The following is a 12,739-nucleotide window of genomic DNA, read 5'->3' as shown; positions in this document are numbered from 1 at the left end:
ACAAACTCAGCCCCACGTCTTTGTCGGTGGTAAGGGCGGCGCTGTGCTAGATATTGTTTCGTGATAGCGCACAGCGCCGCAATGCGGTAGCTACAAATTTGGACGGCTGTCAGACTTTACGGAACCGTAGATACCCCGTATCTTATCGAGCTCTATGCCCTCCATGAACCGTATGCTGGACAAGTCGGCATACTCGCGGCTCTCCTCGATTGAAAGCCATCTGCGACCGAGCCGCTCGGCAACATGGCCGGTTGTGTTGGAGCCGCTGAAAATATCTACCACCAGGTCGTCTTTCTCAGTCAGCATTTTGACGAAGAATTCAGGGAGAGCTGCCGGAAATCGGGCCGGGTGTGCACGTTGGCCGAGCTGCTTGCAGGTTCGTATGTAAAAGCCATTCGAATCAGAGTTCGGGTAAGAGAGCAAGTTCGACGGAAGGGCGCCACCGTTATCCTGGCCGAAAGCCTTGCCGATCGCATGACCAGAGTCTCGGAGCTTTGGTTTATAGTAGCCTTCGGGGTTCTTGAGTAACCGCTTCATCGATTGTGAGTAGGGAACCCTAACGGGGTCTAGATTGACTTTAGGAAAGTCAGTCTTGGATAGCCACCATACGGTGTTTACTGCGTCCTTTACTCGGATTTTCCTCTTGTTTACCCATTCGATTGGTGAGGGGAGCTTCGCGGTGTTGTACCAGTAAAACTCCTCAGCAAGTTCGTAGCCGACATTCTCGACAAGCGCAATTAGAACGAGATACTGGTGAAGCGACCGAACCGGCCGGCCCTTTTGGTAGGCCCCGCCGATGTCAAGAACCAGGCTTCCCGTGTCCTTCAACGCATCCTTAGCGGCCTTGGCGAAATCTACAAGCCAATCGACGTAGGCGTGCTGGTCCTCGTTGCCGTACTCCTTCTTCCGCAGAAGTGGAAAGGGCGGCGACGTAACGATTAAATCGATGGAGTTCGCAGGCAACTTCGGTAGGATCTCACGGCTGTCGGCGCAAACTTGGATGCCACTACCTGTTGTATAGACACGACTGCTATGCGCAATCTTCGCGAGCGGATCCGCTTGAGTCATGATCATCTAGCTCCTCGGGCGCCACCGACCTAGCGTGCCGGTGTAGTTGGCACACTAACGGAATGCCGCAGGCAATTAAGCATTCTACCAGAGGCAACTGACACTTTTGTCAGAGGGTGGTTCGGTAGCTTTCGTCCCTTGTGGGTTTGGGTTGGCATGTGAATGTGAGCCGTAGTCGTAACCGGGGAGGCCCGGCCGCGTTGGGCTGATCATGAATGGACGTGCGGCGTATCCGAGTGACCTGACCGATGATCAGTGGGCGGTGGTCGGGCCGTTTCTGCAGGCGTGGAAGGACCGGCATCCGTCGGTGTCGGGGCATCAGGGCCGCTACGAGTTGCGGGAGATCGTGAACGCGATCTTCTACCAGAACCGGACCGGGTGTCAGTGGGCGTACCTGCCACACGACCTGCCGCCGAAGTCGGCCACCTACTACTACTTCGCCCTGTGGCGTGATGATGGCACCGACCAGGTGATCCACGATCTGCTGCGCTGTCAGGCGCGGGAGCGGGCCGGCCGCCGGGAGGATCCGACCGCGGTGGCGCTGGACACCCAGTCGATCCGGGCGGCCAACCACGTCCCGGCCGCCACGACCGGCAAGGACGCGGCGAAGAAGGTCCCGGGGCGCAAGCGAGGCCTCGCGGTCGACGCCCTCGGGTTGATCATCGCGGTGGTGGTCACCGCCGCGTCGGTCACCGACAACACGATCGGTGTGAAACTGCTGGACAACGTGGTAGCGCACACCCCGACGGTTACCAAGGCGTGGGTCGATGCCGGGTTCAAAGACGACGTGCAGATCCACGGCGCCATCCGAAATATCGACGTCGAGCAGGTCCTTCGGTCCGACACGACGGCCGGGTTCGTGCCGGTGAAACGCCGGTGGGTGGTGGAGCAGACCCACGGCACCCTGATGCTGCACCGCCGCCTGGTCCGCGAGTACGAGAGCCGACCCGCCTCCGCGGTGTCCCGCACCTGGTGGGCCTCCACAGCGAACCTCATCCGCCGGCTCACCGGCACCGCCACCACGTCCTGGCGCGACACAGGCCAGCAGCGGTGACCCCGCCGTCGCTACTGACCCTGCTCACCGAACGCGAAACCGCCGCCGGCCTCACCGTCGAACGGCTCCGCGCCCAAATCGCCACCCTCAACGAACAGCTCACCACGGCCGAGACCGAAGTCACCGAACTCGCCATCACCCGCAAAACGCTCCTGAGCCTCGGCGACCCACTCGACGCGGCACCACCGCTGACCCGACCATCGCCAGCCCCGCCTACCAACAGATCCTCACCGTGTTCCACACGCCCACCACACCGATGCGCGCCAAGGACATCTGCCAGGCCCTGGGACCGGCACCACCGCGAAGGACACCGAGAACCTCCGCGCCAAGCTCAAACGCCTCGTCACCCGCCAGATCCTCACCGAACCCGAGGCCGGACTGTTCACCCTGACCCCACCGTCGACGTAACCCCGACCACCAAGGCCCCTAATGAGCGGTCAAACCCAGTCCGGACATACACTCCCGAACCACCCTCTCACTGGACGTTTGCTTCATCTTCGGGCCGGTAATGGCCGATTCGCGCCTCGACCTCGGTAGCGCGAGATGCCCGACCCGACCTAGAAAGAAAACATATCGGTGGACATAGGCCTACCGGGTTCAGCGGATATCGCCCCGGGATCGTGTCTGGTTCACTTTCATCCCGCACCGACGGACATGACGTCCGCCAGGTCGAGGCCCCGACACCGTACGCCTGCTTCATGACCGAACGGCGCCCCTACCCGTCCGACCTGTCCGACGCCCGCTGGGCCCTCATCGCACCCCGCCTAACCGCCTGGCGGCAAGCCCGCACCGACGCCGGCGTCAGCGGACGTACCCCCACCCACGACCTGCGCGACATCTTCAACGCCATCCTCTACATCAACCGCACCGGCATCGCCTGGCGCTACCTACCCCACGACTTCCCGCCATACCGCACCGTCTACGGCTACTTCGCCGCCTGGAGCAAAGAAGGCATCTTCACCGAACTCAACTACCAGCTCACCGGCCTCGTCCGCGACCACCACGGCCGCACCATCACACCAACAGCCTCCATCATGGACAGCCAGAGCGTGAAGACCTCCACCAACGTCCCACTATCCACACAGGGCCCAGACGCCGGAAAGAAAATCGTCGGCCGCAAACGCGGCATCATCACCGACACCCTCGGCCTCCTCCTCGCCGTCACCGTCACCGCCGCAAGCGCCAGCGACAACACCATCGGCATCAACCTGCTCAACCAGGCCACCACCACCCACCCCACCCTCACCAAAACCTGGGTCGACGCCGGCTTCACAAACCGCGTCGTCGAACACGGCGCCGCCCTCGGCGTCGACGTCGAGACCGTCACCAAAAACCCCCAAGCCAAAGGCTTCAGCGTGGTCAAACGGCGATGGGTCGTCGAACGCACCATCGGCTGGCTCATGCACCACCGCCGACTCGTCCGCGACTACGAAGCACGACCCGACAACTCCGCCAGCATGATCACCCTCGCCATGATCGACAACCTCGCCAAACGCCTCACCGCCGAAACCACCCCAACCTGGCGAGAACCACTACAACCACAACACACACAAAATACGTGAATCAGACGTCCTCTCAGGGGTCATGCGTCCCTGAACTAGTTCAGATGATCGCCTCGGCTACGTCATTTGGGCTCGTGCTCGTTCGTGGAGAGTTGGTCGGAGGCCGGGGACCCGGCGTTGCTCTGTTTGTTCGGCGTCGTGCCGAAAGCCATGGCTGGGGTTGCGTAGAGGACGAGCGCGACTTCTGGTGATCTTTGGGTTTCGAGGCCATAAGGTCCTGTTCAGGAGTAATTCGGTGGGCGACCAGTGCCGGGCAAGAGGTCCTGGCCTGCATCGGCCTCCGCTACGACGCGTTGATCGGCCGGCTGTCGAGCGGACCTTTCGCCGGGTACTAACCGACCTGGACGGTTGACGCCCTGGACGTGGCGGTCAGCGTGTATCGTCGTTGACGAGTTGCGGTAACAGCCTCGCCCAGGTCCTGCCCGCTGCTGCCGGGCCGGTCGAAATGCGAACAATGCCAAGCCGCGGCTCGCGCGGTGACACATCCGGTTCCGGCGGGGCTGCTATCAGACGCCGCGATCGACGGGAAACTGCTGAACGGGACCGTTGCGGCGGCCGGTCAGGTGTTCCTGGACCCGGCGATCGGCCACGGGACCGGGACCGTGCTGGGCCAATGGCAGGTCGGGGACAAACGCGGTGATGGCATCCGTCATCGAGTCCTGCTTGGCGGCTTGGAGGTGGCGGCATGGTCCTGACCCTGGACGCCCTGCACACGACGAAGAAGGCGGCCCGGCTAGTCCACGGTAACCTGCACACTCACTACGCCCCGATCCTGAAGGCCAATCAGCCGCTCACTTCGCAGGCCGTGTCGACGACGCGCGAGACTGGCTCTGGCACATATTTTGTGATTGATCTTGGTGGCGGTTCACGAGTTGGTCAGGACGCGTTTGCGCAGGAGGTCGAGGTTCGCCCGGCCATACATCTGCCGCTTGGTCGTCTTGATGCGGTTGATCTGGCCCTCGACTGGACCTGAGCTCCAAGGTTGGGTGAGGCCGGCGACGACGGCGTCGCGGTCGCTGACAAGACCGGTGGCGAAGCCGCGGATTTCGGGGTAGCCGGCGTGGCGGGCGCGGTCGATCCAGGCGTCGAGGTGCTGCCCGGTGCCTTGGTGGCGGACCAGCGTGGCGAACCCGCGGGCGAGGCTGGCGACGGTGTCGAGGTCCGGGCAGCGGCGGCGGGCGTCGGCGAGATTGGCGTGTTCGTCGTCGGTGAGTTTGTGGCCGGGGCGCATGATCCAGGCGGTGATCCGCCGGGTCGACGGTACCCGGACTGCGGTCGCGGGGGCAGGTCGGGTGTGGTTGGTGGTGAGCCAGTCGCGCAGCACCCGCAAGCTGCCTTGGTAGCCGCGGGCCAGGATCTCGGCGTGCAGGTCAGCGGTCTGGTGGATGCCGTCGGTGAGGCGTTGCCGTAGGTAGGAGTGGAATGGGGCGAGGACGCTGGGTCGGCTGCTGGAGTTCGGGCCGATCAACGCTTCGGCGGTGGCGGCGTGGGCGTACTTGCGGGCGGTTCTGACGTTCATGTCGAGGCGGCGGGCGGTTGCTTTGATCGACAGTCCTTCGGCTCGTAGGGCGTGCACGGCGGCGTGGCGTTGGCGGGTGTTCGTCGCCCGTCGTCGGGCTGCGACGGGCTCGTTGGGCGGTGCGGCCAGGGCAGATGGTGGTTCGGTGTGGGTGCGTAGGCATCGGCGGTGCCTGCGGATGACTTTCTCGATGGTGTCGCTGAGGTTCTTCAGTAGGTGCCACCGGTCGGCGACCTGGATCGCGTCAGGTGCCCCTTTGCGGGCGCCGTCGGCATAGCTGCCGTCTCGATCGCGGCAGATGATCTGAACGCCGGGATGGTCGCGCAGCCAGGCGGCGAGGGTGTCGGCGGTGCGGTCGGGCAGAATGTCGATCGGTCGGCGGGTGTGCATGTCGAGCAGCACGGTTGCGTAGCGGTGGCCTCGACGGCGGGCGAAGTCGTCCACGCCGAGCACTGTCGGTGTCACCGGCGGCGGGTTGGGCATTCGGCGGATCATCCGGATCAATGTGGAGCGGGAGACCGATGCCGCTAGCCGATGCGCCAGCCGGCTGCCCGGTCGACCGCCCAGCGCCGCCGCGACGGCTTCCAGGTCGCCCGCGGCCGAGACGGTGTGACGGGCATGCCGACGAGTCAGCCCGGGCACTTGCTCGACGAACGTTCGCCGCCCGCATTCGGTGTTGGCGCAGGTGAATCGGCGGACCGTCAACGCGACCTGCACCTCGTGGCTACCCAACCTGACATCGGCCAGCCGCCGCACATAGCGGCCATGCACAGTGGTCGACCACACGCCGCAGGCGCCACACCGCGCCCGCACCGTCTGCGTCGCCGCGGTGATCCTGACCCCGACGGCCCGGATCACCACCGCCTCCAACCGCAGGCCCGTCAGGTGCGGCAGCAACGCCGGAATGATCTCCATCCCGGCACCCAACCCGAACTACCGACGAGCGCGACTCACAAAATGTGTGCCAGAGCCAGTTCCCAATCCGCCGTTGACAGGCCGCACATGCTTTGCGGGCTGCCCCGCCGACGCTGCCCTGCTCCCCGCCGCCGGCCGGTGTTCCGGCTGCGCCGCGACACCGGCGGGCCCGACGGCCAACGCACCCGCAAGGAGATCATCGCACGACCGAAGCAGGCCCTGAGCAGGACTTACACCTGTTCTGCCGATCTTCGGCAAGCGGAGTCTCTACGCGAGTTGGCGCAGCGCCACCTGTGCTGATCTTGGTTGTTTGGGCTGGTAGGGGTCTTGTCGAGGATGTAGGCCCAGAGGACGTTGAGGCGTTGTCTGGACAGGGCGGCGGTGGCTTGGTGGCGGGTCTTTCCTTCGGCTCTCTTCGTAGTGGGCGCGGGATCGTGGGCAGTGGGTCAGGGCGGTGAAGCTGGACATGCTGATCACCCGGCCTAGGCCCCGGTGGTTGCGGTGCGGCCGAGCCTGGTGACCTTGTCGGCGGCCGGAGTCGCGGGAGATCGGTGCGATTCCGGCGTGGGCGGCGAGTGCGGCGGCGTTTGGGTAGGTGGTGAGGGTGCCGGCGTGGGCGAGGAACTCGGCGGCGAGGGTGGTGCCGATGCCGGGCAGGCTGGTGGCGATCTCTCCCAGCTCGTGCTCGGCGACAACTACGGCGATGGTTTCCTCGATGGCGGGTGTCCGGTCGTTGACCGCTTCCAGGTCGGTGGCCATCTGGGCCACGATCCCGGCCGCGGTTGCCTCTCCGGCGACGGCGACGGCGACGGCGACGGTGACGGTCTGCGTCCGCGCGGCGGTGAGGACCTTGGCGGTGAGAGCCCTTGGCGGCCCGCGACGGTGTGCTGGCGTAGGGAGGCCGGGATGCGGGCTTCGCCGGCGCGGCGCAGTCCGACGGGTGTCTCCACTGGGCGAGGAGCCGGAGCGCGCTCTTGCTGCGCAGGTTCAGCGTCTTCTCTAGGGTGGGGCTGATCATGGTGAGGAGGTCCTGGATGCGGGCGGTGATGCGGACCCGGTCGGCGACCAGGTCGAGGCGGGCGGGAGACGAGCAGCTTCAGCTGCTGCTGTACCTCGCCCGCGAGGGTGAGGGTCGGTAGATCGCCGCGCATGCGCAGGGTCTGGGCGATGACGTAGGTGTCGTGGGCGTCGGTCTTGCGTTCACCGTGGAACGCCTCCGCCATCCGTGAGGTGACCGTACCGCTGACGTAGCGGACGTCCACGCCCCGGTTGAATCGGACCGCCAGCAACGAAGTAGCCAAGCGTGCTGGGCCTAGCCTGGTAGGCTGGTCGGTATGGGCCGGTTCTCCGAGGATGAGCTGCATACGGTTGTCTCCCGGTACGAGGCGATGCGGGCACGGGCATTGACCGAGCGGGACGAGCAACTGCGGGCGTTCCACGCGGCCGGGTGGCGGCCGGTGGATCTACAGCGGGTCACCGGGTACAGCCGGGAAACGATCCGTCAGGCACTACGACCGGAAGTCCGGCAGGCGACCAACCTCAACCGACGCCGGACCCCACCCCGGCCGCCGGCGGACTACCGACCCTACGGCGACCGGAAGCCCTACGTGATCGCCGAAACCCTCACCGCGCTGCACGGCCCCACCAAGGGCGTGGTGACGCTTCCGCGTCACCTCGACTGGTCCGGGCACGCCGAGTACGACCTGAACCGGCCCGCGCGCCTGGCCAGCATGTACAAGGTAGTGCTCACCGAAGCCAGCACCGTCGAGGATCTGCACATCTGGCTCGACGCCGACCTCCTCCGGCGACTCTGGCCCACCCTCTGGCTGCCACCCCAACTCCGGCAGCGCTGGGAGGACGCCTTCCCCGAACTAGCCGCCACCCGCAGCAACGCGGCGTAGCGGTGGACCCCTTCCACGAACGCCTCGCCCGTGCCGGGCTCGGGGCGGCCGATCGATACGGCTTCGCGCTGGCCGGGGGTTACGCGGTACAGGCCGCCGGGCTGCTGGAGCGGCCCAGTGAGGACGTCGACCTGTTCACCGCCTGGGACCGCCGCGACGAGTTCACCGCCGCGGTCACCGCCGTCGTGCACGCCTACCGAGACGACGGCCTCACCGTCGAGACCGAGCGCCAGTACGACACCTTCGCCCGGCTGGCCGTCACCGATGGTGCGCGGGTTTCCAAGGTCGAACTCGGCGTGGACTGGCGCGCCAACGAACCGATCCTCATGGCGATCGGACCCGTCCTACACCCTGATGACGCGGTAGCGAACAAGATGAGCGCCCTCTACGGGCGAGCGTTCGCCCGGGACTTCATCGACATCGATGCCACCCTCCGATCCGGCCGCTACACCCGCGACAACCTTCTCGCCCTCGCGCAGCGCGCCGACCGTGGATTCGACCCGCGCATCTTCGCCGACGCCCTCGGACAAGCCACCCAGCTCGATCCTGACGACTTCGCCCAGTACGGCGTCACCGGCCCAGCGCTGGACGATCTCCGAAGCCGATTCGCGGAGTGGCGCCGCGAACTGCTCGATGACGAGGGGGGATGATACGGCGGCAGGGTCAAGCATGTACACGCAGGACCCATAACGTTCCAGCTGATCTTCGGCAAGCGATCGCAGCGAGCCCGTGAAGCGACCGGCACGCAACGGGGACGATAGGAAAGCCGCAGGTCACCGGCCTGCGGACATCGGCGGAGCGTCCGGTTAGGAAACCGTTGCTCTATCCCCTGAGCTACGAGGGCGCGAGCGCCCAGTCTAGCGACCCGGGGGTTCACCTGGGGTGGCAGGGAGTGGCCCACGTTCACCCACGTCACCCGGACCCCTGTTCGCCCAGCCCAGGAGCACACCCCGAGCACACGTACCCCCGGGGTACGACCGGCGATCGCCCGCGGTAAACCGTGTTGGCGTGCAGACGCGGATGCCCGACGGCACAACGGCATGGCGCTCCCGCCCCGCATGCTATACCCGCCTGGCCGCTACACCCCGTCAGGACGGCTCATAGGCCAGGTTGGGGCGCAGCCACCGCTCGGCGTCGACGACGCTGATGGCGCGGCGGGCGGCGTAGTCTTCGATCTGGTCCTTGCCGATCCGGCCCACTGTGAAGTATTTCGCCGCCGGGTTGGCAAAGATCAGCCCGCTGACGCTTGCTGCCGGCGTCATCGCGAAGGACTCCGTCAGGCCGATGCCGAGCTCGGCGGCCTGCAGCAGGTCGAACAGGTCCCGCTTCTCGCTGTGGTCCGGACTGGCGGGATAGCCGAGCGCCGGTCGGATGCCCCGGAAGCGTTCGGCGTGCAGGTCGGCGAGGTCCGGCGTGGCGTCTGGTTCGAACCAGTCGCGGCGGGCCTTCAGGTGGATGTACTCGGCGAAGGCTTCGGCAAGCCGGTCGGCCAGCGCCTTGACCATGATTGCGCGGTAGTCGTCGTGCTGGGCCTCGTAGTGCGCGGCCAGGGAGTCGGCGCCGTGGATGGTCACGGCGAAGCCACCCAGGTGGTCACCGTCGGGGGCCACGTAGTCGGCCAGGCAGCGGTTGTTGCGGCCGGCCGGTTTCACCGTCTGCTGGCGTAGCATCGGCAGGCGCACCCCGTTGCCGAGGACGATGTCGTCGCCCTCGGAGTGCGCGGGCCAGAAGCCGTAGACGCCTCGGGCCTGGAAAGAGCCATCCTTCGTGATGTTGTCCAACAGGGCGTTGGCGTCGTCGTAGAGCTCGCGGGCGACCGGCTGGTCCAGGATCGCCGGGAACTTGCCCTTGAGCTCCCAGGCCAGGAACAGGAACTGCCAGTCGATCATCTCGCGTAGCTCGGGCAGGGTGGGCTGGACCGTCCGCCAGCCGGTGAAGGGCGGGGTCGGCAGGTCGCTGAAGTCGACCTGCTCGCGGTTCGCGCGGGCCTCAGCCAAGCCGAGCATCGGCTGGGAGTGCCGGTTGGCATGGGCCTCGCGCAGCTGCTCCTGCTCTGCGCGGTTGGCGCGGTCCAGCTCGCGGGCCCGACCGTCGTCGAGCAGGTCGGAAACCACGCCGACGACCCGGGACGCGTCGAGCACGTGCACGGTTGTGCCGTCGTACGCGGGGGCGATGCGCACGGCGGTGTGTTGACGCGATGTCGTGGCCCCACCGATCAGCAGGGGCACCTTGAGGCCGCGGCGCTGCATCTCGGCGCTGACGGCCACCATCTCGTCCAGCGATGGCGTGATCAAGCCGGACAGGCCGATGGCGTCGGCGCCCTCGGCGACGGCCGTGTCCAGAATCCGGCCGGCCGGAACCATCACGCCCAGGTCGATGACCTCGTAGTTGTTGCAGCCCAGGACCACGCCGACGATGTTCTTGCCGATGTCGTGCACATCGCCCTTCACGGTCGCCAGCACGACCTTGCCCTGCCCGCGGCCCGGGTCGATCCGGCCCTCCAGGCGGGCCTGCTCCTTCTCGGCTTCCATGAACGGTTCGAGGTAGGCGACCGAGCGCTTCATGACCCGGGCGCTCTTGACCACCTGCGGCAGGAACATCTTGCCGGCGCCGAACAGGTCGCCGACGATCTTCATTCCGTCCATCAGCGGACCCTCGATGACATTGAGGGGCCGGTCGAGGCCCTGCCGGGCCTCCTCCGTGTCCTCTTCGATGAAGTCGACGATGCCGTGGACCAGCGCGTACGACAGCCGCTCGTGCACCGGCGCCTCGCGCCAGGAAAGGTCGACCGCACGCTTCGTGCCGGAACCGGTAACGGTCGACGCGAAGGTGACCAGGCGGTCGGTGGCGTCCGGGCGCCGGTCGAAAATCACGTCCTCGACGAGTTCGACGAGGTCGGCGGGGATATCGGCGTACACGGCGAGCTGGCCGGCGTTGACGATGCCCATGTCCAACCCGGCGCGGACAGCGTGCAACAGGAACGCCGAATGCATCGCCTCGCGAACCACGTCATTGCCTCGGAAGGAGAATGACAGGTTGGAGATGCCGCCGCTGGTGCGGGCACCCGGGCAGCGCTCCTTGATCAGCGGGAGGGCGTCGATGAACGCCTTCGCGTACCCGTTGTGCTCGGCGATGCCGGTGGCGACCGCGAGGACGTTCGGGTCGAAGATGATGTCCTCCGGCGCGAACCCGACCTGCTCGACGAGCAAATCGTAGGCCCGGGCGCAGATGGACACCTTGCGCTCGGTGGTGTCGGCCTGGCCCTGCTCGTCGAAGGCCATCACCACCACGCCGGCACCGTAGTCGTGGATCCGGCGGGCCTGAGCCAGGAACGACTCCTCGCCTTCTTTGAGGCTGATGGAGTTGACCACACCCTTGCCCTGCACGCACTTGAGGCCGGCTTCGAGCACCGTCCACTTCGAGCTGTCGATCATTACCGGGATCCGGGCGACCTCGGGCTCGGTGGCGATAAGGTTGAGGAAGGTCGTCATGGCGCGCTCACTGTCCAGCAGGTCCGCGTCCATGTTGACGTCGAGCAGGTTGGCACCACCGCGGACCTGCTCCAGGGCCACGTCGACCGCGCCCTGATAGTCGTCCGACTCGATGAGCCGACGGAACTTGGCCGAGCCGGTGACGTTGGTGCGCTCACCGATCATCACGAACCCGGTGTCCGGTCCGATCGCGAACGGCTCCAACCCACTGAACCGGGTGGCTTCAGGCAGGGCGGGAACCGTCCGTGGCGGTGTGCCGGCCACCGCGGCGGCGATCCGGGCGATGTGCTCCGGTGAGGTGCCGCAGCAGCCACCGGCGATGTTGAGCAGGCCGGACGCGGCAAAGTCGCCGAGCAGGCCGGCGGTCTCCTCCGGCGTTTGGTCGTAGCCGCCGAAGGCGTTCGGCAGGCCGGCGTTGGGGTGACACGCCACGTAGGCTCCGGCGATCTTGGAAAGCTCCTCGATATGCGGGCGCATCTCGGCCGCGCCCAGCGAGCAGTTCACGCCGACGACCAGCGGTTCGGCCCGCTCTATCGAGCGCCAGAAGGCCTCCACGGTCTGCCCCGACAGGGTCCGGCCGCTGAGGTCGACGATGGTCACGGAAATCCACAGCGGGAGCTGCGGCGCGACCTCACGAGCTGCGGCGATCGCCGCTTTCGCGTTCAACGTGTCGAAGATCGTCTCGATCAGCAGGAGGTCGACACCCCCCTCGGCCAGGGCCGAGATCTGCTCCGCGTACGCCGCGCGCACCTCGTCGAAGTCAACGGCGCGATACGCCGGGTCCTCGACCCGCGGCGACAGCGACAGCGTCACGTTCAGCGGCCCGATCGAGCCGGCCACGAATCGGTTGTCGAACTCGTCCGCCGCCTGCCGGGCCAGCCGCGCACCCTGAACGTTCATCTCACGAACCAGTGACTGGAGCCCGTAGTCGGCCTGGCCGATGCTCGTCGCGGTGAAGGTATTGGTCGTGGTGATGTCAGCGCCGGCGGCCAGGTACTGCCGGTGTACGTCCAGAATGACGTCGGGCCGGGTGAGGTTGAGCAGGTCGGGGTCGCCACTGACGTCCTGCGGATGGTCGACGATCAGGTCGCCTCGATAGTCCGCGGCGGTGAGCTTCGCGGCCTGCAACATCGTGCCCCAGGCGCCATCCAGCACCAGAACCCGCTGCGACATTAGCTGCCGCAGCGACGATGCCGTGCTCTTCTGGCTCAGTAACGCGCTCACGCGGG

The 12,739-nt window shown here is 66.4% G+C and carries 9 protein-coding genes and 1 pseudogene; 4 read left to right on the top strand and 6 right to left on the bottom strand.

The genetic code is table 11. The annotated features are described in order from the left end of the window. Positions 1-90: 90 nt before the first annotated feature. Positions 91-963 carry a DNA-methyltransferase gene (locus tag SALPAC6_RS27940; RefSeq protein WP_223874443.1) on the bottom strand — a complete coding sequence of 291 codons (873 nt, stop codon included), beginning with the start codon at positions 961-963 and terminating at the stop codon, positions 91-93. Between the two features lie 316 nt (positions 964-1,279). Between SALPAC6_RS27940 and SALPAC6_RS0116090 the strand changes: the two genes are divergently transcribed. Further along, complete coding sequence (locus SALPAC6_RS0116090) at positions 1,280-2,122, top strand: IS5 family transposase (protein WP_018251394.1); 843 nt, start codon at positions 1,280-1,282, stop codon at positions 2,120-2,122. 698 nt (positions 2,123-2,820) lie between these two features. Further along, on the top strand, positions 2,821-3,684 hold the full coding sequence (locus tag SALPAC6_RS0116085) for an IS5 family transposase (protein WP_018253008.1): 864 nt from the start codon (positions 2,821-2,823) through the stop codon (positions 3,682-3,684). Between the two features lie 506 nt (positions 3,685-4,190). On the opposite strand, the gene SALPAC6_RS29450 is transcribed toward SALPAC6_RS0116085, so the two are convergent. The 4 genes and pseudogenes from SALPAC6_RS29450 to SALPAC6_RS30305 form a co-directional block, all read right to left on the bottom strand. Continuing rightward, on the bottom strand, positions 4,191-4,337 hold the full coding sequence (locus SALPAC6_RS29450) for a hypothetical protein (protein WP_162561499.1): 147 nt from the start codon (positions 4,335-4,337) through the stop codon (positions 4,191-4,193). A gap of 212 nt (positions 4,338-4,549) precedes the next feature. Continuing rightward, complete coding sequence (locus tag SALPAC6_RS0116075) at positions 4,550-6,118, bottom strand: ISL3 family transposase (protein WP_018254410.1); 1,569 nt, start codon at positions 6,116-6,118, stop codon at positions 4,550-4,552. Positions 6,119-6,385: 267 nt separating this feature from the next. Further along, the gene (locus tag SALPAC6_RS30310; protein WP_223874311.1) at positions 6,386-6,877 is read right to left on the bottom strand and encodes an IS110 family transposase; all 492 of its coding nucleotides are present in this window, start codon (positions 6,875-6,877) and stop codon (positions 6,386-6,388) included. Between the two features lie 383 nt (positions 6,878-7,260). Beyond that, positions 7,261-7,482: pseudogene (locus SALPAC6_RS30305) on the bottom strand (IS110 family transposase); the annotation flags it as partial. Here SALPAC6_RS30305 and SALPAC6_RS0116060 point away from each other — a divergent pair. Together SALPAC6_RS0116060 and SALPAC6_RS0116055 are read left to right on the top strand one after the other, a co-directional pair. Further along, positions 7,453-8,019, top strand: coding sequence for a hypothetical protein (locus SALPAC6_RS0116060; RefSeq protein WP_018254408.1), 567 nt, complete (start codon positions 7,453-7,455; stop codon positions 8,017-8,019). The pseudogene SALPAC6_RS30305 and the gene SALPAC6_RS0116060 sit on opposite strands and share 30 nt — an antisense overlap. A gap of 2 nt (positions 8,020-8,021) precedes the next feature. Further along, positions 8,022-8,669 carry a nucleotidyl transferase AbiEii/AbiGii toxin family protein gene (locus SALPAC6_RS0116055; RefSeq protein ID WP_018254407.1) on the top strand — a complete coding sequence of 216 codons (648 nt, stop codon included), beginning with the start codon at positions 8,022-8,024 and terminating at the stop codon, positions 8,667-8,669. A 438-nt stretch (positions 8,670-9,107) separates the two neighbouring features. On the opposite strand, the gene metH is transcribed toward SALPAC6_RS0116055, so the two are convergent. Next, positions 9,108-12,734, bottom strand: a complete 3,627-nt coding sequence (metH, locus tag SALPAC6_RS0116050) for a methionine synthase (RefSeq protein WP_018254406.1) — start codon at positions 12,732-12,734, stop codon at positions 9,108-9,110. Positions 12,735-12,739: the final 5 nt, after the last annotated feature.

It is taken from the genome of Salinispora mooreana, assembly GCF_000379065.1.
Taxonomy (GTDB): domain Bacteria; phylum Actinomycetota; class Actinomycetes; order Mycobacteriales; family Micromonosporaceae; genus Micromonospora; species Micromonospora mooreana.
Note: the sequence above shows the minus strand (reverse complement) of the source record. Positions and strands in the feature narration are given on the sequence as shown.